The organism is Streptomyces sp. Mut1 (genome assembly GCF_030719295.1).
Classification (GTDB): Bacteria; Actinomycetota; Actinomycetes; order Streptomycetales; family Streptomycetaceae; genus Streptomyces; species Streptomyces castrisilvae.
Window position 1 is genome coordinate 3,352,501 of record NZ_CP120997.1, and the last position, 23,216, is coordinate 3,375,716.

At 72.8% G+C, this 23,216-nt stretch carries 22 protein-coding genes (1 of these 22 running past the window's edge); 9 read left to right on the top strand and 13 right to left on the bottom strand.

From position 1 onward, the window contains the following. From proC to P8A18_RS14405, 9 genes are all read right to left on the bottom strand, one after another. A protein-coding gene (proC, locus tag P8A18_RS14365; RefSeq protein WP_306054795.1) for a pyrroline-5-carboxylate reductase crosses the window boundary here: on the bottom strand, positions 1 to 700 show its 5' portion. It extends 110 nt beyond the left edge of the window; only the first 700 of its 810 coding nucleotides appear in the window; the start codon lies at positions 698 to 700; its stop codon lies beyond the left edge, outside the window. A 74-nt stretch (positions 701 to 774) separates the two neighbouring features. Continuing rightward, positions 775 to 1,545 carry an ABC transporter permease gene (locus P8A18_RS14370; protein ID WP_306054797.1) on the bottom strand — a complete coding sequence of 257 codons (771 nt, stop codon included), beginning with the start codon at positions 1,543 to 1,545 and terminating at the stop codon, positions 775 to 777. After that, entirely contained in the window at positions 1,542 to 2,309 is a 768-nt protein-coding gene (locus P8A18_RS14375; RefSeq protein WP_306054799.1) for an ABC transporter ATP-binding protein, read from the bottom strand. Before P8A18_RS14375 ends, P8A18_RS14370 begins: the two co-directional genes overlap by 4 nt. A gap of 58 nt (positions 2,310 to 2,367) precedes the next feature. Beyond that, a complete protein-coding gene (locus P8A18_RS14380) occupies positions 2,368 to 3,168 on the bottom strand; it encodes a class I SAM-dependent methyltransferase (RefSeq protein WP_306054801.1) in 801 nt (266 codons plus the stop codon). Between the two features lie 28 nt (positions 3,169 to 3,196). Then, entirely contained in the window at positions 3,197 to 3,760 is a 564-nt protein-coding gene (locus P8A18_RS14385; RefSeq protein WP_306054803.1) for a hypothetical protein, read from the bottom strand. Positions 3,761 to 3,843: 83 nt separating this feature from the next. Continuing rightward, positions 3,844 to 5,694 carry a dihydroxy-acid dehydratase gene (gene ilvD, locus P8A18_RS14390; protein WP_306054805.1) on the bottom strand — a complete coding sequence of 617 codons (1,851 nt, stop codon included), beginning with the start codon at positions 5,692 to 5,694 and terminating at the stop codon, positions 3,844 to 3,846. 380 nt (positions 5,695 to 6,074) lie between these two features. Continuing rightward, on the bottom strand, positions 6,075 to 6,698 hold the full coding sequence (locus tag P8A18_RS14395; protein ID WP_306054807.1) for a TetR/AcrR family transcriptional regulator: 624 nt from the start codon (positions 6,696 to 6,698) through the stop codon (positions 6,075 to 6,077). Then, complete coding sequence (locus P8A18_RS14400; protein ID WP_306060905.1) at positions 6,695 to 7,513, bottom strand: sugar phosphate isomerase/epimerase family protein; 819 nt, start codon at positions 7,511 to 7,513, stop codon at positions 6,695 to 6,697. Before P8A18_RS14400 ends, P8A18_RS14395 begins: the two co-directional genes overlap by 4 nt. A 96-nt stretch (positions 7,514 to 7,609) precedes the next feature. Further along, positions 7,610 to 8,560: a Ppx/GppA family phosphatase gene (locus P8A18_RS14405; protein ID WP_306054809.1), complete on the bottom strand. Its 951-nt coding sequence runs from the start codon at positions 8,558 to 8,560 to the stop codon at positions 7,610 to 7,612. A gap of 52 nt (positions 8,561 to 8,612) precedes the next feature. Between P8A18_RS14405 and P8A18_RS14410 the strand changes: the two genes are divergently transcribed. Further along, positions 8,613 to 9,476 (top strand): DUF3109 family protein, encoded by an 864-nt coding sequence (locus tag P8A18_RS14410; RefSeq protein WP_018551249.1) that lies wholly within the window; start codon positions 8,613 to 8,615, stop codon positions 9,474 to 9,476. 54 nt (positions 9,477 to 9,530) lie between these two features. On the opposite strand, the gene P8A18_RS14415 is transcribed toward P8A18_RS14410, so the two are convergent. After that, entirely contained in the window at positions 9,531 to 11,366 is a 1,836-nt protein-coding gene (locus P8A18_RS14415) for an RNA polymerase sigma factor (RefSeq protein ID WP_306054811.1), read from the bottom strand. A 186-nt stretch (positions 11,367 to 11,552) separates the two neighbouring features. On the opposite strand from P8A18_RS14415, the gene radA reads away from it, so the two are divergent. Next, positions 11,553 to 12,965 (top strand): DNA repair protein RadA, encoded by a 1,413-nt coding sequence (radA, locus tag P8A18_RS14420; protein WP_306054813.1) that lies wholly within the window; start codon positions 11,553 to 11,555, stop codon positions 12,963 to 12,965. A gap of 124 nt (positions 12,966 to 13,089) precedes the next feature. Then, the gene (gene disA / locus P8A18_RS14425; RefSeq protein ID WP_026249536.1) at positions 13,090 to 14,214 is read left to right on the top strand and encodes a DNA integrity scanning diadenylate cyclase DisA; all 1,125 of its coding nucleotides are present in this window, start codon (positions 13,090 to 13,092) and stop codon (positions 14,212 to 14,214) included. Between the two features lie 107 nt (positions 14,215 to 14,321). On the opposite strand, the gene P8A18_RS14430 is transcribed toward disA, so the two are convergent. Further along, positions 14,322 to 15,095, bottom strand: a complete 774-nt coding sequence (locus tag P8A18_RS14430; RefSeq protein WP_306060907.1) for a hypothetical protein — start codon at positions 15,093 to 15,095, stop codon at positions 14,322 to 14,324. A gap of 431 nt (positions 15,096 to 15,526) precedes the next feature. On the opposite strand from P8A18_RS14430, the gene P8A18_RS14435 reads away from it, so the two are divergent. The 5 genes from P8A18_RS14435 (at position 15,527) to cseC (ending at position 20,036) form a co-directional block, all read left to right on the top strand. Beyond that, positions 15,527 to 16,429 (top strand): HhH-GPD family protein, encoded by a 903-nt coding sequence (locus P8A18_RS14435; protein WP_306054815.1) that lies wholly within the window; start codon positions 15,527 to 15,529, stop codon positions 16,427 to 16,429. 251 nt (positions 16,430 to 16,680) lie between these two features. Then, on the top strand, positions 16,681 to 17,229 hold the full coding sequence (locus P8A18_RS14440; protein ID WP_306054817.1) for a SigE family RNA polymerase sigma factor: 549 nt from the start codon (positions 16,681 to 16,683) through the stop codon (positions 17,227 to 17,229). Then, positions 17,217 to 17,945 (top strand): hypothetical protein, encoded by a 729-nt coding sequence (locus P8A18_RS14445; RefSeq protein ID WP_306054818.1) that lies wholly within the window; start codon positions 17,217 to 17,219, stop codon positions 17,943 to 17,945. Before P8A18_RS14440 ends, P8A18_RS14445 begins: the two co-directional genes overlap by 13 nt. A 10-nt stretch (positions 17,946 to 17,955) precedes the next feature. Then, positions 17,956 to 18,657: a two-component system response regulator CseB gene (gene cseB / locus P8A18_RS14450; protein ID WP_306054820.1), complete on the top strand. Its 702-nt coding sequence runs from the start codon at positions 17,956 to 17,958 to the stop codon at positions 18,655 to 18,657. Continuing rightward, entirely contained in the window at positions 18,654 to 20,036 is a 1,383-nt protein-coding gene (cseC, locus tag P8A18_RS14455; RefSeq protein ID WP_306054822.1) for a two-component system sensor histidine kinase CseC, read from the top strand. Before cseB ends, cseC begins: the two co-directional genes overlap by 4 nt. Before the next feature lie 92 nt (positions 20,037 to 20,128). Here cseC and P8A18_RS14460 read toward each other — a convergent pair whose 3' ends face one another. Continuing rightward, the gene (locus P8A18_RS14460; RefSeq protein WP_306054824.1) at positions 20,129 to 21,709 is read right to left on the bottom strand and encodes an MDR family MFS transporter; all 1,581 of its coding nucleotides are present in this window, start codon (positions 21,707 to 21,709) and stop codon (positions 20,129 to 20,131) included. A 126-nt stretch (positions 21,710 to 21,835) separates the two neighbouring features. Between P8A18_RS14460 and P8A18_RS14465 the strand changes: the two genes are divergently transcribed. After that, on the top strand, positions 21,836 to 22,420 hold the full coding sequence (locus tag P8A18_RS14465; protein WP_306054826.1) for a TetR/AcrR family transcriptional regulator: 585 nt from the start codon (positions 21,836 to 21,838) through the stop codon (positions 22,418 to 22,420). A 23-nt stretch (positions 22,421 to 22,443) separates the two neighbouring features. On the opposite strand, the gene P8A18_RS14470 is transcribed toward P8A18_RS14465, so the two are convergent. Next, a complete protein-coding gene (locus P8A18_RS14470) occupies positions 22,444 to 23,181 on the bottom strand; it encodes a M23 family metallopeptidase (protein WP_306054828.1) in 738 nt (245 codons plus the stop codon). Between the last annotated feature and the right edge of the window lie 35 nt (positions 23,182 to 23,216).

Genomic DNA, 23,216 nt, shown 5'->3' on the forward strand with positions numbered 1-23,216 from the left:
TGGTGCCGGCCGGGCTGGTGACGGCCTCGCGGAGCTTGACCGGGTGTTCGCCGCTGTCGCGGAGCATCACGGCCGCGCCGATCGCCGCCTGCACGATGAGGTCGTGGGCCTGGGCGCGGGGCAGGCCGAGCAGGATGCCGGCGTCCGTCATCGCCTCGACCAGGAAGTAGAAGTACGCGGGGCCCGAACCGGACAGGGCGGTGGCCGCGTCCTGCTGGGACTCCGGGACGCGCAGGGTCTTGCCGACCCCGCCGAAGATCGCCTCCGCCGTGGCGAGGTGGCCCGTGGTGGCGTGGCTGCCCGCCGAGATGACGGACATGCCCTCGTCGACCAGGACCGGGGTGTTCGGCATGACGCGGACGACCGGGGTTCCGGCGCTGAGGCGGTCCTCGATGAACGCGGTCGTGATCCCGGCCGCCGCGCTGATGACCAGACGGTCGGCGCCGAGGTGCGGGGACAGTTCGTCCAGGAGGCGGCCCATGTCCTGCGGCTTGACAGCCAGGATGAGGATGTCGGCGCGCTCGGCGGCCTCGGCGTTGGTGACCGCGTCGACGCCGTAACGGTCGCGCAGTTCGGCGGCCCGCTCCGAGCGGCGGGTGGTGACCAGCAGGTTCGCCGGACGCCAGCCGGCCCGGATCATCCCGCTGAGCAGGGCCTCGCCGATCTTGCCGGTGCCGAGGACTGCAACTGTCTGGGTCATGCCGTTCACCCTCCGGGCGGTGCTCGCTGTGCGCGGTGCTCAGTGCTCGTCGGCGCCATCCTCGCACCGCCCCCTCAGGTGGTGCGGCGCCGGAGGGTGGCCGCGCCGAGGGCCAGGACGAGCAGGGCGCAGCCCGCCACGATCAGCACGTCCCGGACGAAGTTCCCGGTGACGTCGGTGTGGTGGAGGACCTCGTTCATCCCGTCCACGGCGTACGACATGGGCAGGACGTCCGAGATGGCCTCCAGGAACGGGGCCATCCGGTCGCGCGGGATGAACAGGCCGCAGAGCAGCAGCTGCGGGAAGATCACGGCCGGCATGAACTGCACCGCCTGGAACTCCGAGGCCGCGAACGCCGAGACGAACAGGCCCAGTGCCGTGCCGAGCAGTGCGTCGAGCAGCGCCACCAGGAGCAGCAGCCACGGCGAGCCGGTGACGTCCAGGCCGAGGGCCCACACCGACAGGCCGGTGGCCAGGAGGGACTGGAGGACGGCGACGGCCCCGAAGGCGAGGGCGTAGCCCGCGATCAGGTCCCCCTTGCCGAGCGGCATGGCGAGCAGGCGCTCCAGAGTGCCGGAGGTGCGCTCGCGCAGGGTGGCGATCGAGGTCACCAGGAACATCGTGATCAGCGGGAAGATGCCGAGCAGCGAGGCCCCGATCGAGTCGAACGTCTGCGGGCTGCCGTCGAAGACGTAGCGCAGCAGCGTGATCATCAGGACCGGGATCAGCAGGAGCAGCGCGACCGTGCGGGGGTCGTGGGTGAGCTGGCGCAGGACGCGGGCGGCCGTGGCGAGGGTGCGGGCCGGGCTCAGGGGTGCGGTGCGGGCGGGGGCCGGGGAGCTCATCGGGCGTTCTCCTTGCGGGTGGCGGCCGCGTCGACCAGGTGGAGGAAGGCCGCCTCGACGGTGTCGGTTCCGGCGGTGGTGCGCAGGGCGTCCGGGGTGTCGTCGGCGAGGATCTCGCCCTCGCGCATGAGGAGGAGGCGGTGGCAGCGCTCGGCCTCGTCCATGACGTGCGAGGAGATGAGGAGCGTTGTGCCGCGTTCGGCGGCGAGGGTGTGGAACAGCTGCCACAGATCGCGGCGCAGGACGGGGTCCAGGCCGACGGTCGGTTCGTCCAGGACGAGCAGCTCGGGGGTGGAGAGCAGGGCCACGGCGAGCGAGACCCGGGTGCGCTGGCCGCCGGAGAGGGTGCCGGCCAGGGCGTCCTCGTGGCTGGTCAGGTCCACCTCGGTGAGCGCGCGGGTGACGGCGGCGCGTCGGTCGTCGCGGTGTGCGCGGCCCGGCTGGAGGATCGCCGCGAAGTAGTCCAGGTTCTGCCGGACGGTGAGGTCGGTATAGACGGAGGGAGCCTGGGTGACGTACCCGACGCGGGGGCGGAGGGTGGGGTGGCCGGCGGGGCTGCCCAGGACCCGGAGGGTGCCGGTGACCTTGGCCTGGGTGCCGACGACGGCGCGCATCAACGTGGATTTTCCGCAGCCGGAGGGGCCGAGGAGACCGGTGATCCTGCCGGGTTCGACGGTGAAGTCGAGGCCCCTGAGGACCGTACGGCTGCCTCGGTGGACGGTGAGGCCACGGGCCTCGACGGCGACGCCCGAAGAATTCATCATGTGATGAATATTCTCTCCGCAGGGCACCGCCGTCAAGGGACGGGGCTGGGCCGCCGGCTCAGCGCACGGCCGCCTGGAGTTCGACGACGTACGCCTCCTCCACCGTGCCGTCCGGGAACTCCGCCAGGAGCCGGGCCCGCTCCTCGTCGAGGAACCGCCGCGCCGCGTCGTCGTCGATGGTCAGGAACGCGGAGTGGCTGCCGAGGTTGTCGAGGTGGGTGGCGAGAGGGACGCGCCGGGTCCACGGGATGCCCCGGTGCGTGAAGGCGAGGTCCGGCGGCAGGTCGCGGTCCCGTACGGCTGAGCCGTGGGCGCTGCGGTCGTCGGCACGCGCCTCGACGCGGAAGAACCGGCGGAGCCGCGCGTCCTGGTCGCCGACCCACGGGACGGTGTGGTCCGCGACGTTCCACCAGAGGGCGAGCGTGCCGCCCGGCCGCAGGACGCGCCGGACCTCGGCGGCCGAGCGGGCCGGGTCGGTCCAGTGCCAGGACTGGGCGTACGTGATCAGGTCGGCCGAGGCGGACGCGAAGGGGAGCCGGTTGCCGTCGCCGCGCACGAGCGGGACGTCCGGGAGGCCCCGGCGCAGTTCGGTGGCCATGCCGGGCCCCGGTTCGACGGCGACGACCCGGGCGCCGCGTTCGTGGAGGCGGCGGGTCGAGATGCCGGTGCCCGCGCCCACATCGAGGGTGCGGGCTCCTCGCAGGGGGCGGCCGGCGATGTCCTCGACGGCGTCGAGGAGCGCGTCCGGGTAGCCGGGGCGGGCGGCGGCGTACTGGGCGGCGGCCCGGTCGAAGGACAGGGCGCGCGAAGGCGCGGACGAGGGGTTCGCAGGCGTGTCCGGAGACTGTGTCGCGGTCATCGGGCCATCGTGCCCCCACGAGGCACGGTCAGCCGCGACGGCCCTTCTTCTTGCGGGCCGCCGGGTTGCCGGTGCGGGACGAGCGGCGCTTCGCGTACCGGGCCTGGGCCTCCTCGTACTCCGTACGCCTCAGCTTCTCGCCGGGCGCCTCGGTGAACGTACGGAAGAAGTACGCGAGCAGTGAGCCGACGAAGCCGATGGCCTTCAGGCCGCGCAGCGTGTCCTCGCGGGCCGGGTCGGCGGGGCGGCTGCCGAAGCCCTCCCAGGTCTTGCGGAAGGCGACCGCGCTGCAGATGGCGAACATCAGGACCACCAGCATGCCGACGAAACCGCCGATGTCGGCGATCTCCAGGCCCTGGTAGGCGAAGCGGAGGACGAAGCAGGAGGCGACGGCGGCGGCGAGCGAGCCGACGGCGGCGCCGACGCGGCGCAGGCCGTAGTGGCCGTCGTGGGCGACCCAGGTGGTGCCGAAGAAGCGGAGGGGCTCGGGCTGCGGGCCCTGCGGGGTCGCGGGGGCGCCGGCGGACGCCGCCGCGGGCCCGGGGGCCGTGTCGGGAGCCTTGCCGTCGGGGGTCTCGCTGTTCTCGCTCACGAGGTCGAGTATCCCAAAGCCGGGGGCGGTACCGGCGCGCGGTGAGTGCGGCCCCCGCGCCGGCGGGGGCCGCACACCGTGGTTCAGCCCAGCTTCGACACGTCGCGGACGGCGCCGCGGTCCGCGCTCGTCGCCATCGCCGCGTACGCGCGCAGCGCGGCCGAGACCTTGCGCTCGCGGTTCTTCGGCGCGTACACGCCGTTCAGCGCCTCGCGTCGGGTGGCCAGCTCGGTTTCCGGGACGAGGAGCTCGATCGAGCGGTTCGGGATGTCGATCCGGATGCGGTCGCCGTCCTCGACCAGCGCGATCGTGCCGCCGGAGGCCGCCTCGGGCGAGGCGTGGCCGATGGACAGGCCCGACGTGCCGCCGGAGAATCGGCCGTCCGTGATGAGCGCGCAGGTCTTGCCCAGGCCCCGGCCCTTCAGGAACGAGGTCGGGTAGAGCATCTCCTGCATGCCGGGGCCGCCGCGCGGGCCCTCGTAGCGGATGACGACGACGTCGCCGTGCGTGATCTCCTTGCGGAGGATCTTGTCGACGGCCTCCTCCTGCGACTCGCAGACGACCGCCGGGCCCTCGAAGGTCCAGATCGACTCGTCCACACCGGCCGTCTTCACGACGCAGCCGTCGACGGCGATGTTCCCCTTGAGGACCGCGAGACCGCCGTCCTTGGAGTACGCGTGGGCCACGTCCCGGATGCAGCCGCCGGCCGCGTCCACGTCGAGGGTGTCCCAGCGCTCCGACTGCGAGAAGGCGGTCGCGGAGCGGACGCAGCCGGGGGCCGCGTGCCACAGCTCGACGGCTTCGGGCGACGCGGAGCCGCCGCGCACGTCCCAGTTCTTCAGCCAGTCGCCGAGGGTGTCGGCGTGCACGGCGTGGACGTCCTCGTTGAGCAGTCCGCCGCGGTTCAGCTCGCCCAGGAGGGCGGGGATGCCGCCGGCGCGGTGGACGTCCTCCATGTAGTACGTCCCGCCGGGGGCCACGTTGGGGGCGACCTTGGAGAGGCAGGGGACGCGGCGGGAGACCTCGTTGATGTCGTCCAGGCCGAAGTCCAGCTCCGCCTCCTGGGCGGCGGCCAGCAGGTGCAGGATCGTGTTGGTGGAGCCGCCCATCGCGATGTCCAGCGCCATCGCGTTGCCGAACGCGGCGCGGGTGCCGATGGAGCGGGGCAGGACCGTCTCGTCGTCCTGCTCGTAGTACCGCTTGGTGATGTCCACGATCGTGCGGCCGGCGTCCTCGTACAGCGCCCTGCGGGCGGTGTGCGTGGCGAGGGTCGAGCCGTTGCCGGGGAGGGAGAGGCCGAGGGCCTCGGTCAGGCAGTTCATCGAGTTGGCGGTGAACATGCCGGAACAGCTGCCGCAGGTGGGACAGGCGTTCTCCTCGATACGGAGCATGTCCTCGTCGGAGATGTTCTCGTCGACCGCGTCGCTGATCGCGTTGATCAGGTCGAGCTTGCGGACCGTGCCGTCGACGAGCGTTGCCTTGCCGGCCTCCATCGGGCCGCCGGAGACGAAGACCGTCGGGATGTTCAGCCGCATCGCGGCGTTCAGCATGCCCGGGGTGATCTTGTCGCAGTTCGAGATGCAGATCAGGGCGTCGGCGCAGTGCGCCTCGACCATGTACTCGACGCTGTCGGCGATGAGGTCGCGGGAGGGCAGGCTGTAGAGCATGCCGCCGTGGCCCATGGCGATGCCGTCGTCCACCGCGATGGTGTTGAACTCGCGGGGCACCGCGCCCGCGGCCTTGATCGCCTCGGAGACGATGCGGCCGACGGGGGCGAGGTGGGTGTGGCCGGGGACGAACTCGGTGAAGGAGTTGGCGACGGCGATGATCGGCTTGCCGATGTCCTCGCTCGCTACGCCGGAGGCCCGCATGAGGGCTCGGGCGCCGGCCATGTTGCGGCCGTGGGTGACTGTGCGGGACCTCAGCGTGGGCATCGTCTCTTCGCTCCTTCTGCATCGAAGACTGTCCTTGAGCGTACGCCCTTGGTGCCAGGATGTGGACGTGGTGTCCGATATGCGGGACGTTTGTTCGGGGGCGGGGTGGGGCTGGGGTGGGGCTGGGGTGGGTGGGGCGGTGCGGGTGCGTTGCGCCTGCGGCGGGCCTGTTCCCCTACCCGCCCCTTCCCGTAACCGGGGCTCCGCCCCGGGCCCCGCTCCTCAAACGCCGGAGGGGCTGGAGTTTGGGGCTCCGCCCCGGGCCCCGTTCCGCAAGCGCTGGAGGGGCTGGGTTTTTGGGGCTCCGCCCCCGGCCCCGCTCCGCAAGCGCCGGAGGGGCTGGGGTTTGGGGCTCCGCCCCCGGCGAAGGTGTCGCGGGCTTACGCGGACGGCTCCGCCAGATAGCGCTGGAGCGTCGGGGCCACCATCGCGACGATCTTCTCCGGCGGCGCGGACGCCAACGGCTCCGCCCTCAGCACGTACCGCAGTATCGCGATCCCCACCATGTGCGACGCCGCCAGCTCCGCCCGGAACGTCGCGTCCGGGATGTCCAGGCCCGCCGCCACGCGCTCCAGCAGGCGGCGCAGTACGAAGCCCCGGAGGACCTTCGCGGCGGCCTCGTGGGTGAGGGCGGAGCGGAGGACCGCGAGGAGGGGGGCCCGGGTCGTCGGGTTCTCCCAGATGCCGATGAAGGCGCGGGCGAGGCGTTCGCCCACGTCATCGGTGTCGCCTTCGAGGACGGCCGGGACGAGCAGGGCGGGCTCGAAGGACAGCTCGATCGCGGCGGCGAAGACCTCGTCCTTCGTACCGAAGTAGTGGTGGACCAGCGCGGAGTCGACGCCCGCCGCGCGGGCGATGCCCCGGACCGAGGTCTTGTCGTACCCGCGCTCGGCGAACTCCGTGCGGGCGGCCTCCAGGATGCGGCTGCGCGCGTCCGGGCCGGTGTCCGACGCGGCGCGGGCGGGGCGGCCCCGGCGCTTGGGGCCCGGCGCGTCCGGGGTCATGAGCGGGGGGCGCGCTCGGTGGACGCGGAGGCCAGGTGCAGACGGGTGAAGGCGAGCGCCTCGGCGAGGTCGGACTCGCGTTCGGCGGTGGACATCGCGCGGCGCGTGTTGACCTCGATGACGACGTGGCCGTCGAAACCGGTACGGGCCAGCCGCTCCAGCAGTTCGGCACAGGGCTGGTCGCCCCGGCCGGGCACCAGGTGCTCGTCCTTGCCGGAGCCCTTGCCGTCGGCGAGGTGGACGTGGGCGAGCCGGTCGCCCATCCGGTCGACCATGGCCAGGCCGTCCGTGCGCGCGGTCGCGGTGTGCGACAGGTCGACGGTGAAGTGACGGTAGTCGTCGTTGGTGACGTCCCAGTCGGGGGCGTACGCGAGCATCTCGCGGTCCCGGTAGCGCCACGGGTACATGTTCTCGACCGCGAACCGTACGTCCGTCTCCTCGGCCATCCGCCAGATCCCCGAGACGAAGTCGCGGGCGTAGCCGCGCTGCCAGCGGAACGGGGGGTGGACGACGACCGTCGACGCGCCGAGCTTCTCGGCGGCGGCGCGCGCCCGCTGGAGCTTGACCCACGGATCGGTGGACCAGACCCGCTGGGTGATCAGCAGACAGGGCGCGTGCACGGCGAGTATCGGCACCTGGTGGTAGTCGGAGAGCCGGCGCAGGGCCTCGATGTCCTGGCTGACCGGGTCGGTCCAGACCATGACCTCGACACCGTCGTACCCCAGGCGCGCGGCGATCTCGAAGGCCGTCGCCGTCGACTCCGGATAGACCGAGGCCGTCGACAGGGCGACCTTCGCATCCGGGACGCGCACCACTGGTTCTGCCACGCAGACAGCGTACGGGCAGCGGTGGGCCCCGCCGAGGGACTGCGGCGGAAAGTGAGAAGGGCCATGGGGGCCGGCCCCCGGCCGTCAGGCCAGGGCCGCGTCCTTCTCCGACGGCAGGTGGTCCAGGCGGCGCAGGATCACGCCCTCGCGCAGCGCCCAGGGGCAGATCTCCAGCTCGTCGACGTCGAGCAGGTCCATCGCGCCCTCCGCGACCAGCGCCCCGGCCAGCAGCTGCGCGGAGCGGCCCTCGGAGACGCCGGGGAGGTGCGTGCGGTCCTCGACCGTCATCGCGGCCAGCTTCGGCACCCACTCCTCCAGGGCCTTGCGGCTGAGGGTGCGCTGCGCGTCCTGGCCGTCGCCGGAGCGGGTCGCGCCCGCGATCCTGGCGAGCTGCTTGAACGTCTTGGAGGTGGCCACCACATGGTCCGGGCGGCCGATGCGGGTGAAGTCGCCGACGCTGCGGGCTATCCGCGCCCGCACATGCCGGCGCAGCGCCTTCACCTCGGCCGGGTCCGGCGGGTCTCCCCGCAGCCGGCCCGCGGTCAGGCGCCCGGCACCGAGCGGCAGCGACACGGCGGCGGCCGGTTCCTCGTCCATGCCGTACGCGATCTCCAGCGAGCCGCCGCCGATGTCCAGGACCAGCAGCTTGCCCGCCGACCAGCCGTACCAGCGGCGCGCGGCGAGGAAGGTCAGCCGGGCCTCCTCCGTACCGCTGAGGACCGCGAGGTCGACGCCCGTCTCGTCCCGTACCCGCGCCAGCACCTGGTCAGCGTTGCTCGCCTCCCGTACGGCCGAGGTGGCGAAGGCGAGGACGTCCTCGCAGCCCTTGTCCTCGGCGGCGTCGAGCGCGCCGGCGATCGTACCGACCAGGCGGTCGACGCCCAGCGGGCCGATCGCCCCGTCCCGGTCGAGGAGTTCGGCGAGCCTCAGCTCCGCCTTGTGCGAGTGCGCGGGCAGCGGGCGGGCTCCGGGGTGTGCGTCCACCACCAGCAGATGAACCGTGTTCGACCCCACGTCGAGGACTCCGAGTCTCATGTGCGGAACGCTACTGCGGGAGGCGCGCTCGGCGCCCCCGTACTCTGGGCGCGTGCCAAAGACGAAAAAGGCGAAGCCGGGCAAAGCCACGAAGAAGCAGGACACCGAGCCGGACATCAAGCACGCGGAGAAGCTGGAGATGCGGGCCCCGGCGACGGCTGAGCCCGATCCGTCCGACGAGACGGGTCCCGACTTCGCCCGCGCCTGGGTGGAGTTCCCCGACCCCGCCGACGACGAGCAGGTCTTCCGCTGCGACCTGACCTGGCTGACGTCCCGGTGGAGCTGCATCTTCGGCAGCGGCTGCCAGGGCATCCAGGCGGGCCGCGCGGACGACGGCTGCTGCACGCTGGGCGCCCATTTCTCGGACGAGGACGACGAGAAGCGCGTCGCCGGCCATGTCGCGCGGCTCACGCCCGACCTGTGGCAGTTCCACGACGTGGGTACGGAGTCGGGCTGGACGCAGACCGACGAGGACGGGGACCGTCAGACGAGGCGCTGGCAGGGCTCCTGCATCTTCCAGAACCGCCCCGGCTTCCCGGCGGGCGCCGGCTGCTCGCTGCACATCCTGGCGCTGCGGGAGGGCAAGGAGCCGCTGGAGACCAAGCCGGACGTGTGCTGGCAGCTGCCGGTGCGGCGTACGTACGAGTGGATCGACCGGCCCGACGACACGCGCGTGCTCCAGGTGTCGATCGGCGAGTACGACCGGCGGGGCTGGGGTCCCGGCGGCCACGACCTGCACTGGTGGTGCACCTCCGCGACCTCCGCGCACGGGGCCGGCGAGCCGGTGTACGTGTCGTACCGGCCCGAGCTGATCGAGCTGATGGGCAAGGAGGGGTACGAGCGGCTGACCGAGCTGTGCGAGCAGCGGCTCTCCGCGCTGCTGCCGATGGCCCCGCATCCGGCGGACCCCGCGTAGGGCCTGCCGGCCCGGCGTGGGAGGGCCGGTGCCCGGCGCGGCCTCCCGGCCGGCTCAGTCGGCGCGGGGCGGGGTGCTCGGGCCCTTCGGCGGTGCGGGCGGGCCGGAGGAACCGGTCGGGAGGGGGCTCGGTTCGGCCGGGTCCGTCGGGGTCGGGGTGGGGTCCGTCGGGTCGGGCGTCGGCTCGGAGGGGTCCGGCGAGGACGGCGGCTCGGACGGGACCGGCGGGCGCGGGTGGAGGCTGCCCGGGTGGCCGGGGCGCGGCGAGGCTCCGGGGGACGGCGCCTTGGCCCCGTAACCGCGCATGGCGACGACCGCGCCCGAGGGGGCGAGGGTGATGCGGGCGGTCCAGGGGCCCGCGGGCTCGCGGGCGTGGTCCACGAGGGCGCGGATCGTGATGCTGTCACCGGCGGCGAGCTTCCCGGACGTACGGCTCAGCCGCACCCAGGACTGCCCGGTGGCCGCCGACCAGGAGACCGGGCCCGCCTTCGACGCGGTCAGGGTGATCAGGGTCGTGGAGCCGGAGGTGCGGGCCCCGACGGTGAGCCGGCCGCCGTGCCCGGCGGTGTCCCGGCCCGGGTCCGTGCCGGTGCCGATGATCTCCGCCGAGACGTCCGGGGGGTTCTCGCGCTCCATGAAGCGGGAGCCGGAGTCGGGGCTGGCGTTGCCCGCGTTCTCGGGGGCGTACGGGCCCTGCGGGGCGCCCGTGTCCCCGTCGGCGGCGCTGACCGCCGAGCCGTCACGCCCCTCGCCGATGAGCGGCGCGCCCCGGTAGGCCGACCACAGGGCGATGACCGGGGCGGCGACGACCGTGACGACGACCGTCGTCGTCATGACCCGGGAGCGCAGCCGGTCCCGGCGCGCGGCGTGGTCCTTCGGGTCCATCGGGAAGCCCGTCCGGTCGAAACGCGGAGTGGCGGACCGATTCTTCTGATGCTTCAGCGCGTGCAGCATGGCGACGTACGCGGAGGGGCGCGGGGCCTCGACGACCGCGAGAACGGCGGCGGGCGTAACGGTTTTCCCGGGCCAGGGCCCCTCGGCGCCGGCCCGCTCGGCCGCCCGGCGGCAGCGCGGGCAGTCGTCCACATGCCGTACCAGCTCGCGGCGCAGGGCGGCGGAGAGCAGCGCGCGGTGGTCGCCGGTGAGCCGGCCGGCCGTGGGGCAGTTGCCCGACTCCACGACGGCCAGGGCGGCCCGGGTGCGCTCCACCTCGCAGGCGGCCCCGGCCAGCAGCTCCCGGGCGCTCGCGGGGTCGAGCCCGAGGACGGCGGCGACCGCGCGCGGCGGCAGCCCGTGCCGTACGGCCAGCTCCAGCGCCTCGCGCTGCTCCGGGGTGGTGCCCGCCGCCTCGGGCCAGGCCAGCCGCGCCAGCTCCCGGCGGTGCGCCTCGGCGGCGGCGGGTGTCTCGGGCTCGCCGGGGGCGGGGGCGGGGGCTGAGGGCTTCGCGGCGGCGGGGGGCTGGGCGCTGTGGGGCGTGCGCCGGAGCGTGCGGGCCTGCGGTGCGACCGGGTGGCGGTCCTCGTCGGCGGGCCGGCGGTGCGGCCGGTTCTCGGGGCGGCGGTGGGCACGGCGGCCCTGCCGCTGCTCGGTGAGCCGGCGCAGACACGTCCACCTGGCCAGGGCGTACAGCCAGGTTCTACGTTCCTCCTCGTCGGCCGGGCAGCGGCCGCCCTGGCGCTCGGCGAGGGCCAGGACGCCGCCCAGCGCCTCGGTGGCGGCGTCGTGGTCGCAGAGGACGGAGAGGCAGTAGGTGAACAGGCCGTCGAGATGCGGCTCGTACCGGGCGGGCGGCTGCTTCGGCGAGGAGTGGGGCGCGCGATGCTGTCCCCGGTGTGCGCCGGGGTGGTGCGCGGGGGTGCTCGTCGGGGTCTCCAGCCTGCTGCTCGTCACCTTGCGACCGTAGGCAGAGCGGGGCGGGCCCCTCGTACTCCTTGCGTGGATTTAACCCTTACGGGTGAACGTATGACGTGATAAGGGACGCGGCGAGGGGCCGGAATCTCGGCCTCCGCCCCCGTCGGCGCCGGCCCGCCGCACGCGCCCGGCAGCACTGTCCGACCCCACCTATACGGTGGCGCCATGGCTGCCCGTACGAAATCCGCGAAGGACCGGCCGTCCTACCGCTGCACCGAATGCGGCTGGACCACCGCGAAGTGGCTCGGGCGCTGCCCCGAGTGCCAGGCGTGGGGGACGGTCGAGGAGTTCGGCGGCGCCCCCGCCGTGCGGACCACAGCGGCGGGCCGCGTCTCCACCGCCGCGCTGCCCATCGGCCAGGTCGACAGCCGGCAGGCCACCGCCCGCTCCACCGGCGTCGGCGAGCTGGACCGGGTGCTGGGCGGCGGTCTGGTGCCGGGTGCCGTCGTGCTGCTCGCGGGCGAGCCGGGCGTCGGCAAGTCCACGCTGCTGCTCGACGTCGCGGCCAAGGCGGCGAGCGAGGACCACCGCACGCTGTACGTCACGGCGGAGGAGTCCGCGAGCCAGGTCCGGATGCGGGCCGACCGCATCCGGGCGATCAACGACCACCTCTACCTGGCGGCGGAGACCGATCTGTCGGCGGTCCTGGGCCACCTCGACGCGGTCAAGCCCTCGCTGCTCGTCCTGGACTCGGTGCAGACGGTCGCCTCCCCCGAGATCGATGGCGCGCCGGGCGGAATGGCGCAGGTCCGCGAGGTCGCCGGGGCGCTGATCCGGGCCTCCAAGGAGCGCGGGATGTCGACGCTGCTGGTCGGCCATGTCACCAAGGACGGCGCCATCGCCGGGCCCCGGCTGCTGGAGCACCTGGTCGACGTGGTGCTCTCCTTCGAGGGCGACCGCCACGCCCGGCTGCGCCTGGTGCGCGGCGTCAAGAACCGGTACGGGGCGACGGACGAGGTCGGCTGCTTCGAGCTGCACGACGAGGGCATCACGGGCCTCGCCGACCCCTCCGGCCTCTTCCTCACCCGCCGCGACGAGCCGGTCCCCGGCACCTGCCTGACCGTGACCCTGGAGGGCAAGCGCCCCCTGGTCGCCGAGGTGCAGGCGCTCACGGTCGACTCCCAGATCCCCTCGCCCCGGCGCACCACCTCCGGCCTCGAAACGTCCCGGGTGTCGATGATGCTCGCCGTCCTGGAGCAGCGCGGCCGGATCAGCTCGCTGGGCAAGCGGGACATCTACAGCGCGACGGTCGGCGGCGTGAAGCTGTCGGAGCCGGCCGCGGACCTGGCCATCGCGCTGGCACTGGCCAGCGCGGCGAGCGACACACCGCTGCCCAAGAATCTGGTGGCGATCGGCGAGGTGGGCCTCGCGGGCGAGGTCAGACGGGTCACGGGGGTCCAGCGGCGGCTGGCCGAGGCACACCGCCTGGGCTTCACGCACGCCCTGGTCCCGACCGATCCGGGCAAGGTCCCGGCCGGTATGAAGGTCACGGAAGTGGCCAACATGGGCGACGCGCTCAGGGCCCTCCCGCGCCGGTCCGGTGCACAGGCCCCCCGGGAGGAGGGCGCACGCCGGTAGACTTTGCCCTGGTCTCGCCCGCCCGTACGAACGGTACGAGGGACGTAGGGTCCTTCGATTGGATCCGGCCTGCTCCGAGCGACAGGCCCCGAGGGCACCGCAAACCTGTGACCGGAGGAGTGCAGTGGCAGCCAGCGACCGGGCAGCATCGCCCGGAAAGTCCGGCCAAACCACCGGTAACGAGGCGCTCATGCGCGCCTCGTTGAGCGCCGTCGCGCCCGGAATGGCGCTGCGGGACGGCCTGGAGCGCATTCTCCGCGGCAACACCGGCGGTCTGATCGTGCTCGGCATGGACAAGACCGTCGAGTCGATGTGCACCGGCGGTTTCGTGCTGGACGTGGAGTTCACCGCGACCCGGCTGCGCGAGCTGGCCAAGCTCGACGGGGCGCTGATCCTCGACAAGGACATGACCAAGATCCTGCGCGCCGGCGTGCAGCTGGTCCCGGACGCCTCCATCCCCACCGAGGAGACGGGCACCCGCCACCGCACGGCGGACCGGGTCTCCAAGCAGTGCAACTTCCCGGTCGTCTCGGTCTCCCAGTCGATGCGCCTGATCGCGCTGTACGTGGACGGGGAGCGCCGGGTCCTGGAGGAGTCGGCGGCGATCCTGTCCCGCGCCAACCAGGCCCTCGCGACCCTGGAGCGGTACAAGCTGCGGCTGGACGAGGTCGCCGGGACGCTCTCCGCGCTGGAGATCGAGGACCTGGTGACCGTCCGGGACGTGACGGCGGTCGCCCAGCGCCTGGAGATGGTCCGGCGGATCGCGACGGAGATCGCCGAGTACGTGGTGGAGCTGGGCACCGACGGCCGGCTCCTCTCGCTCCAGCTGGACGAGTTGATCGCGGGCGTGGAGCCGGAGCGCGAGCTGGTCGTGCGCGACTACGTGCCGGAGCCGACGGCGAAGCGTTCGCGGACGGTGGCGGAGGCGCTCACCGAGCTGGACTCGCTGACCCACACCGAGCTGCTCGAACTCGCGGTCGTGGCAAGGGCGCTGGGCTACAGCGGTTCACCGGAGACGCTGGACTCGGCGGTGTCGCCGCGCGGCTTCCGGCTGCTGGCGAAGGTCCCGCGGCTGCCCGGCGCGATCATCGACCGGCTCGTGGAGCACTTCGGCGGCCTCCAGAAGCTGCTCGCGGCGAGCGTGGACGACCTCCAGACGGTGGACGGGGTCGGCGAGGCGAGGGCGCGCAGCGTGCGCGAGGGCCTGTCCCGGCTGGCCGAGTCGTCGATCCTCGAACGGTACGTGTAGGGCCTGCCGGACGCGTCGGCGTCGGCAGGCCCCTCAGGTCTCCGGGCTCCGGTTCCGGGCTCCGGTTCCAGGTTGCAGGCTCCGGTTCCGGGTTGCAGCCTCCGGGCTCAGTCCTTCGCGAGGACGAACGAGGCGCGCTGCACGGGCTCGCCCGGCGCCTTGGCCTCCACCAGATACGTACCCGGCCCGGCCTTCCCCGCGGGCGGCGTCGCGCACTTGGGGGCGCTCTTCGCGCGGTCCCACTCCACGGTGTGCACGACGGTCGCGCCGGCCGGCACCTTCAGCAGCACGGCCCCCGGCTTGCGCGGGCAGTCCTTCGAGGACCAGACCTCGTCGTCGTCCCCGCCCGCCTCGGTGATGGTGAACACCGCGTTCTTCGGCCCGAAGTCGGACTTGCAGGCGGTGGACGAGGTGTTGGTGGCCAGCAGCCGGAACTTCGGCTTCTCGTCGGGCCCGTAGCTGAGTTCGGTCTTCAGGGTCAGCTGGAGCGCGGCCGGCTTGCAGTCGGGGAGCGGGGAGTCGGCCGGGACCTGCTGTCCGGCGACCGCGCCGCTGCCCGATCCACCGCCCGAACCGGAGGCCGAACCCGAACCGGTGTCCTGGCCACCGCCGTTGTCGTCGCCGCCGCCGGAGCCGCTGCCCTTTCCGGCGGAGCCGCCGGCCGAACTGCCGTCCTTGGCACCGTCGCCTGCGCCGTCGCCGCCGCCGGAGTCCTCCGACTCGTCGCGTCCGCCGGGCTGTTCGCTGATCGCCGGGCCGGAACCGGAGGGTCCGGGGGTGATCGAGTCGACCGGACCGGAACCGGGCGCCTTGGAGTCGTCGTGGTTCCCCTTGCCGCCACCGGAGGTGACGGCCCATGCGATCAGCAACGCGAGCAGCACGACCAGCGCCGCCGCGACCGCCCTCCGTCGCCAGTAGATGGTGGAGGGTAGCGGCCCGATCGGATTACGCAGAGATCCCACGGCGCAAACTCTACGAGAGATCGGGCCCAACTCCCGCCCCACCCGCCGCCTTGATCCCCAAGTTTTGCGGATCATCATCCCGCAAGGGCCTGTTCGCCCTCCCGGGCGACGCGAAACCACCGCTCGTGACGCGACGGTCACGAGCGGTCGGCGCCGCCGGGCCGGCCGGAACCGGCCCCATGGGCCAGTTGCCGCAACGGCTCGCGGGGCGTGGGGCCACTTGCCGGAACGCGGACGCCGTGGAGCTGGGAACAGACGGGTGGCGTTATCACTCCATGGGCTCGTTCGCTCCATGACACCCCCGTGCCCGTGCCCCCTCTCCGCCCTTCCGTGTCAGGATCGACGGTGCGATGACTGCCACGACTGCGACACAGACGCCCCCCGCCTCCCTCCACACCCCTGTCATCGGGTGGTTCGACCAGCACGCCCGCGATCTGCCCTGGCGCCGCCCCGAAGCGGGCGCCTGGGGCGTGATGGTGAGCGAGTTCATGCTGCAGCAGACCCCCGTCAGCCGGGTCCTCCCGGTGTACGAGCAGTGGCTGGCCCGCTGGCCGCGCCCCGCCGACCTCGCGGCCGAGCCGCCCGGCGAGGCGGTCCGCGCCTGGGGCCGGCTCGGCTACCCCCGCCGCGCCCTGCGCCTGCACGGGGCCGCCCAGGCGATAACGGAACGCCACGGCGGCGACGTACCGAGCGAGCACGCCCAGCTCCTCGCCCTGCCCGGCATCGGCGAGTACACGGCCGCGGCCGTGGCCTCGTTCGCCTACCGGCAGCGGCACGCCGTCCTCGACACCAACGTCCGCCGGGTCTTCGCACGGGCCGCGACCGGCATCCAGTACCCGCCGAACGCGACCACCGCCGCCGAGCGCAGGCTCGCCCGGGAGCTGCTGCCCGACGAGGACGAGCGGGCGGCCCGCTGGGCCGCGGCCACGATGGAGCTCGGCGCCCTCGTCTGCACCGCGAAGAACGAGGACTGCATGCGCTGCCCGATCGCGCAGCAGTGCGCCTGGCGGCTCGCCGGGAAGCCCGCGCACCAGGGGCCCCCGCGTCGTGGCCAGACCTACGCCGGAACGGACCGGCAGGTGCGCGGCAGGCTCCTGGCGGTGCTGCGCGACGCGATCGGCCCGGTGGGGCAGGCGGCGCTGGACGCGGTGTGGGACGAGCCGGTGCAGCGGGCCCGCGCGCTGGACGGGCTGGTCGCCGACGGCCTCGTCGAACCGCTGGCCGGCGGCCAGTACCGGCTGCCGCTGACCTGACGGACCGGGCCCGCCCTCCCCCGTGACGAACGCGGGGGCGGGCGGGCCCGTTCGCGTTCGTCCCGTGGCCTTTGTCCGGGCTGTCACCCGCGCTGTTACACAACCGATGGCCAGCCGTGCGCCCTCCTACGGCTGCTCCGCACAGCCCCGTGACAACCGCTCCGTAGCGTCTGCGACGTCAGCCGATGACCAGCGGCCGGCAGCGGTACGAAGCGGTTCTACGGGGTTTCACGGGGATGGAGGCGGTTGTGATGGCGCAGGGCGAGGTGCTCGGCTTCGAGGAGTACGTGCGGACCCGGCAGGAGGCGCTGCTGCGCAGCGCGCGCCGGCTCGTCCCCGACCCGGTGGACGCGCAGGACCTGTTGCAGACCGCCCTCGCCCGCACCTACGGCCGCTGGGACCGCATCGAGGACAAGTCCCTCGCCGACGCCTATCTGCGCCGCGTCATGATCAACACCAGGACCGAGTGGTGGCGGGCCCGCAAGCTGGACGAGGTCCCCACCGAGCAGCTGCCCGACGCGAGCGTCGAGGACGGCACCGAGCAGCGCGCCGACCGCGCCCTGCTGATGGACATCCTCGGTGTGCTCGCTCCCAAGCAGCGCAGCGTCGTCGTGCTGCGACACTGGGAGCAGATGAGCACGGAGGAGACGGCGGCGGCGCTCGGCATGTCGGCCGGTACGGTGAAGAGCACGCTGCACCGTGCGCTGGCGCGGCTGCGCCAGGAGCTGGAGAACAGGGAAGCGGCGAGCCGGGAGACCCGGCTCGCCGAAGAACGGGGGCGGGAGCGGTGCGCGGCCTGACAGGCAGCGGTGACGAGGACACGGTCACCGGCGGAGCGGGCGAGGACCCGGGAGGCGGCGCCAAGAGGCTGCTGCTGACCGGCTGGGCGGCGGGCGCCACGGCTCTGGCCGGGCTCGCCGTCTTCGGGCTGTTCGTCGCCGCCTGTTCCACCGGAGGCACCGGCACCCGGGACGAGGGCCCGGCGGGCACCCAGCCGGTCGCACAGATCACGCCGAGCCCGGCGGAGCACTCCTCGGTGCGGCCGGCGCCGCGGGTGGACGCGGTGGCGCTGCTCAAGGCGGACCCGGAGGTGAGCGGCCGGGTCCGGATGGATCTGAAGCCCTGCACCGGTGACGAGTACCCGGTGGACACCTCGTACGGCTCGCTCACCGACGGCCCGTCGTCCGATGTCGTGGTGAACGTGATGACCTGCGGCGATTCGGTGGGGGTCGGCACCTACGTCTACCGGCCGCGCGCCGACGGCACGTACGAGAACGTCTTCAGGGTCGAGCAGCCCGCGGTCTACGGCACCATCGACCGGGGCGACCTGGTGGTGACGACGCAGGTGTACGGGACGAAGGACTCGGTCGCCTATCCCTCGGGCGAGGAAGTGGTCACGTACCACTGGGCGAGCAGCCGGTTCAGCGAGCAGGACCGGGTGCGCAACGACTTCAACAGAGCCGTGGGCACCGGCGACGAAGCCCTTCCCGCGCCCACGGAACCGACGAAGAACTGAGAGCTTTCCGATGGCCGAGACCCATGTCCTGTTCGTCGAGGACGACGACGTCATCCGCGAGGCCACCCAGCTGGCGCTGGAGCGGGACGGCTTCGCGGTCACCGCGGTGCCCGACGGGCTGACCGGCCTCGAATCGTTCCGGGCCAGCCGCCCCGACATCGCCCTGCTCGACGTGATGGTGCCCGGTCTGGACGGGGTCAGCCTCTGCCGCCGCATCCGGGACGAGTCGACGGTGCCCGTGATCATGCTGTCGGCGCGGGCCGACTCGATCGACGTGGTGCTCGGCCTGGAGGCCGGTGCCGACGACTACGTCACCAAGCCGTTCGACGGCGCGGTCCTGGTCGCCCGGATCAGGGCGGTGCTGCGCCGCTTCGGCCACGCCTCGGGCGGCCGGTCCGGTGGCGGCCCGGAGCCGGCGGCCGAGGGCGGGGTGCTGGTCTTCGGTGACCTGGAGGTCGACACCGAGGGCATGGAGGTCCGCAGGGGCGGCGAGCAGGTGGCGCTCACCCCGACCGAGATGCGGCTGCTCCTGGAGTTCTCCTCGGCTCCCGGCACGGTGCTCTCCCGCGACAAGCTGCTGGAGCGGGTCTGGGACTACGGCTGGGGCGGCGACACCCGGGTCGTGGACGTCCATGTGCAGCGGCTGCGTACGAAGATCGGGCAGGACCGGATCGAGACGGTCCGCGGCTTCGGCTACAAGCTCCGGGCATGAGGCGCCCAGCCCTGCGGACCGGGGTCCGCTGGAAGATCAGCATCGCGATCGCCGCGGTCGGCGCGCTGATCGCGGTCGCGCTGAGTCTGGTCGTGCACAACGCCGCCCGGGTCTCGATGCTGGAGAACGCCCGCGAGGTCCAGCTGGAGCGGCTGACCTACGCCCAGCTGCTGTACGAGGCGAAGAAGACGAAGAAGGCCGACCCCCGTTTCGGGGCCAAGCTCAACGATCCGACGATGCCCAGGAGCCTGCGCCAGGAGACCCGGCGCAACCGGCGGGCCACCCACATCGAGAACGTCGGCGGGGTGCCCGACGTCTGGGCGGCCGTGCCGGTGGGCAACGGCAACGTGCTGTCGCTGCACACCCGGTTCGCCGACCGCTCGACCACGATCATGGGCGATCTGGACCGGGCCCTGATCATCGGTTCGGTCTCGGTGGTGCTCGGCGGCTCCGCGCTGGGCGTGCTGATAGGCGGCCAGCTCTCGCGCCGGCTGCGCAAGGCGGCGACGGCGGCCGGGAAGGTCGCCCAGGGCAACACGGACGTACGGGTCAGGGACGCGGTCGGCGGCGTCGTGCGGGACGAGACCGATGAGCTGGCCGGCGCGGTGGACGCGCTGACCGACGCGCTGAACGAGCGGATCGAGGCCGAGCGCCGGGTGACCGCGGACATCGCGCACGAACTGCGCACCCCCGTGACCGGGCTGCTGACCGCGGCCGAGCTGCTGCCGCCGGGCCGCCCGACCGAGCTGGTACGGGACCGGGCGCAGGCGATGCGCACGCTGGTCGAGGACGTGCTGGAGGTGGCCCGGCTGGACAGCGCGTCGGAGCGGGCCGAGCTCCAGGAGGTCGCGCTCGGCGAGTTCGTCAGCCGCCGGGTGGCGCTGCTGGACCCGCAGGTGCGGGTGCAGGTGGTCCACGATTCGTGGGTCAGCACCGATCCGCGCCGCCTCGAACGCATCCTGGGCAATCTGCTGGGCAACGCGGCCAAGCACGGCTCCACCCCGGTCGAGGTCACGGTCGAGGGCCGGGTGGTCCGGGTCCGCGATCACGGGCCCGGGTTCCCGGCGGCGCTGCTGCGGGAGGGGCCGAGCCGGTTCCGTACCGGGTCGACCGACCGGGCCGGGCACGGGCACGGTCTCGGGCTGACGATCGCGGCCGGGCAGGCCCGGGTGCTCGGGGCCCGGCTGACCTTCCGCAACGCCGCCCCCGAGGGCGCGGCCCAGGGCAGTGGCGGGGCGGTCGCGGTGCTGTGGCTGCCCGAGCACGCGCCGACCGACACCGGGAGCTACCCGATGCTCCAGTTCGCCGAGCAGCGCGCCCCGGAGCCGGGCGGCACCGGCCGCGGGATCAGGGGCGGCGGCGCGCAGACGGGCCGGTGAGGACGGGCGAGGGCCCCGGGGTGTGGTGCCTGCCCCGGGGCCGGTGTGGTGCCTGCCCCGGGGCCCTCGCGCGTGTCCGTGCCGGTGACCGGTCAGATCTCCGCGACGGCGGGTGCGGACTTCTCCGGTCCGGCGCCCCGCAGCGGGACCTCCTTGACGAAGAGGGCCGCGACCAGGGCGATCAGCCCGACGGACGCGCCCACCAGGAAGGCGATGTGGGTGCCGGAGGCCACCGCGTACTCGTACGCCTCGCGCACCGGTACCGGCAGCTTGGCCAGGCTCGCCGCGTCCAGCTGGGCGCCGTGTGCGGTGGCACCCGCGCCGCCGCGGGCAGCCATCTCGTCGTTCACCCGTCCGGTGAACAGGGCGCCCATGATGGCGACGCCGAAGGAGCTGCCGAGCGTGCGGAAGAGGGTGGTGGAGGACGAGGCGACGCCCATGTCCTTCAGCTCCACGCTGTTCTGCGCGACGAGCATCGTGATCTGCATCAGGAAGCCCATGCCCGCGCCCAGCACGGCCATGTAGACCCCGGAGGTGAACCGGGTGGTGGAGGTGTCCATCTGCGCGAGCAGGAAGAGACCGGTCACCATCAGGATCGAGCCGAGGATCGGGAAGACCTTGTAGCGGCCGGTGCTGGTGGTGATCCGGCCCGCGACGAGCGAGACGATCATCATCGCCAGCAGCATGGGCAGGAGCAGGAGCCCGGAGTTGGTCGCGGACGCGCCCTGGACGGACTGCTGGAACAGCGGCAGGAAGAGCACCGCGCCGAACATCACGAAGCCGGCCATGAAGCCGACCACGGACATCAGCGTGAAGTTGAGGTTGCGGAATATGTGGAGCGGGATGATCGGCTCGGCGGCCTTGGTCTCGACGAAGAGGAAGCCGGCCAGCGCGGCGACGCCGATCGCGATGAGCTCCATGATGACCGCGGAGTTCCAGTCGTACTCGGAACCGCCCCAGGTGGTGACCAGCACGATCGCGGTGATTCCGACGGTCAGCAGCCCGGCGCCGAGGTAGTCGACGTTCCGCTTCGTGCGCTCCCGCTTGGGCAGGTGCAGCACGGTGGTGATCATGATCAGGGCGACCGCGCCGAGCGGCAGGTTGATGTAGAAGCTCCAGCGCCAGCCGAGGTGGTCGGTGATGGTGCCGCCGACCAGCGGTCCGCCGATCATGGCGACGGCCATCACACCGGCCATCATGCCCTGGTACTTGCCGCGCTCGCGGGGCGGTACGAGGTCACCGATGATCGCCATGACGCCGACCATCAGGCCACCGGCGCCGAGGCCCTGGATGGCCCGGAAGCCGATGAGCTGGCCCATGTCCTGGGCCATTCCGCTGAGCACCGAGCCGATCAGGAAGATCACGATGGACGTGAGGAAGATGCTCTTGCGCCCGTACATGTCGCCGAGCTTGCCCCAGATGGGGGTGGAGGCAGCGGTGGCCAGGGTGTACGCGGTGACGACCCAGGAGAGGTGTTCGAGGCCGCCGAGGTCGCCGACGATGGTCGGCATCGCGGTGCCGACGATCAGGTTGTCGAGCATCGCCAGCAGCATGGCGATCATCAGGGCGAGGATCACCACCCGGACGCTGCGCTGCGGCGGCTCCGGTTTCTCCGCCTTCGCGGCCGGTGGGCCGCCCGCCTTCCCGTCCGCCGTCTTGATCAGGTCCGCCATCTTCCCCAACTCCCCAGTTCCCCTGTTCACCGAGCCTCTTACTTGCCGCCCGGCTAGTTGACTACACTGAGGGAAAGTAACCCCGCAACTAGCCGGGCGTCAAGTAAGTTTCCTCGGGAGAGCACCATGGGCAGCACGTCTCAGCCACGTCGGGGCAACACCCGCCAGCGCATCCAGGACGTCGCCCTGGAGCTCTTCGCGCAGCAGGGTTACGAGAAGACCTCGCTGCGGGAGATCGCCGAGCAGCTGGACGTCACCAAGGCGGCGCTCTACTACCACTTCAAGACGAAGGAAGACATCCTCGTCAGCATCTTCGAGGACCTCAACAAGCCGGTCGAGGACCTGATCATCTGGGGCGAGACACAGCCGCGCACCCTGGAGACGAAGACGGAGATCCTCCGCCGCTACAGCGAGGCACTGGCCCGCTCCGCCCCGCTCTTCCGCTTCATGCAGGAGAACCAGGCGACGGTTCGCGACCTGAGCATCGGCGAGACGATCAAGCACCGGGTGCTGGGCCTGGTGGACCTCATCAAGGACCCGGACGCGCCGCTCACCGACCAGGTGCGGTGCTTCAGCGCGCTCTTCACCATGCACGCCGGCATGCTCGCGCTGAAAGACGTCGACGGCGACCCCGAGGAGAAGCGCAAGGCCGCTCTCGAAGTCGCCGTCGAACTGGTCACCCGGGCCCACGACCCGGACGCTCCCCGGTAGCCGGGGGCGGTATCACGGCCGGATCAGACCGTGATGCCCTCCTTGTGCAGGAAGTTGACCGGGTTGACCGCCGAACCGTAGTTCGCGGTGGTCCGGATCTCGAAGTGCAGGTGCGGGCCGCTGGAGTTGCCGGTGTTGCCGGACAGGGCGATCTTCTGGCCCTTCTTCACGTGCTGGCCGATGTGCACGTCGATCTGCGACAGGTGCGCGTACTGCGAGTACGTGCCGTTGCCGTGCTTGATCACGATGGCGTTGCCGTACGCGGGACCGTCGCCGCCGCCGTTCGGGCCGGCCTTCACGATGGTGCCGGTGTGCGCGGCCTCGACCTTGGTGCCGATCGGCACGGCGAAGTCCTGGCCGGAGTGCTTGTGCGACCAGCGGCTGCCGTCGTTGCCGAAGCTCGCGCTGAGCTTGTAGTGGCTGACCGGGGTCTCCCAGGCGAGCTTCGCGGCCCGCTTGGCGGCGGCCTTCTTCTTGGCGGCCGCCTTCTTCTTCGCCGCGGCCTTCTTCTTCGCCGCCTCGGCCTTCTTGTCGGCCGTGTGCTTGGCCGCCGCCTTGCCCTGCGCGGCCGCCTGCTGGGCGACCGAGTCGGCGGTGGCGGTGGTCACCAGGTTCGTGGCCTGGGGGGCGTCCGCAGTGCCGGCCGCGAACGCAGCGCCCGCACCGAGAACCATCGACGTCCCCAGGCCGGCTGCCACCACGGCGCCACGGACACGGGACACGGACGGGCGGCGGGACTGGAACGTAACGCGCTTCGACATAAGCAGAGAACCTCCGGTGATGACTGGACCCGGCG

Coding starts and splice junctions, on each gene's coding strand:
- P8A18_RS14370 (WP_306054797.1), bottom strand. CDS start 1,545: ATGAGCTCCCCGGCCCCCGCCCGCACCGCACCCCTGAGCCCGGCCCGC.
- P8A18_RS14375 (WP_306054799.1), bottom strand. CDS start 2,309: ATGATGAATTCTTCGGGCGTCGCCGTCGAGGCCCGTGGCCTCACCGTC.
- P8A18_RS14380 (WP_306054801.1), bottom strand. CDS start 3,168: ATGACCGCGACACAGTCTCCGGACACGCCTGCGAACCCCTCGTCCGCG.
- ilvD (WP_306054805.1), bottom strand. CDS start 5,694: ATGCCCACGCTGAGGTCCCGCACAGTCACCCACGGCCGCAACATGGCC.
- P8A18_RS14395 (WP_306054807.1), bottom strand. CDS start 6,698: ATGACCCCGGACGCGCCGGGCCCCAAGCGCCGGGGCCGCCCCGCCCGC.
- P8A18_RS14405 (WP_306054809.1), bottom strand. CDS start 8,560: ATGAGACTCGGAGTCCTCGACGTGGGGTCGAACACGGTTCATCTGCTG.
- radA (WP_306054813.1), top strand. CDS start 11,553: ATGGCTGCCCGTACGAAATCCGCGAAGGACCGGCCGTCCTACCGCTGC.
- P8A18_RS14435 (WP_306054815.1), top strand. CDS start 15,527: ATGACTGCCACGACTGCGACACAGACGCCCCCCGCCTCCCTCCACACC.
- P8A18_RS14440 (WP_306054817.1), top strand. CDS start 16,681: ATGGCGCAGGGCGAGGTGCTCGGCTTCGAGGAGTACGTGCGGACCCGG.
- cseB (WP_306054820.1), top strand. CDS start 17,956: ATGGCCGAGACCCATGTCCTGTTCGTCGAGGACGACGACGTCATCCGC.
- cseC (WP_306054822.1), top strand. CDS start 18,654: ATGAGGCGCCCAGCCCTGCGGACCGGGGTCCGCTGGAAGATCAGCATC.
- P8A18_RS14460 (WP_306054824.1), bottom strand. CDS start 21,709: ATGGCGGACCTGATCAAGACGGCGGACGGGAAGGCGGGCGGCCCACCG.
- P8A18_RS14465 (WP_306054826.1), top strand. CDS start 21,836: ATGGGCAGCACGTCTCAGCCACGTCGGGGCAACACCCGCCAGCGCATC.
- P8A18_RS14470 (WP_306054828.1), bottom strand. CDS start 23,181: ATGTCGAAGCGCGTTACGTTCCAGTCCCGCCGCCCGTCCGTGTCCCGT.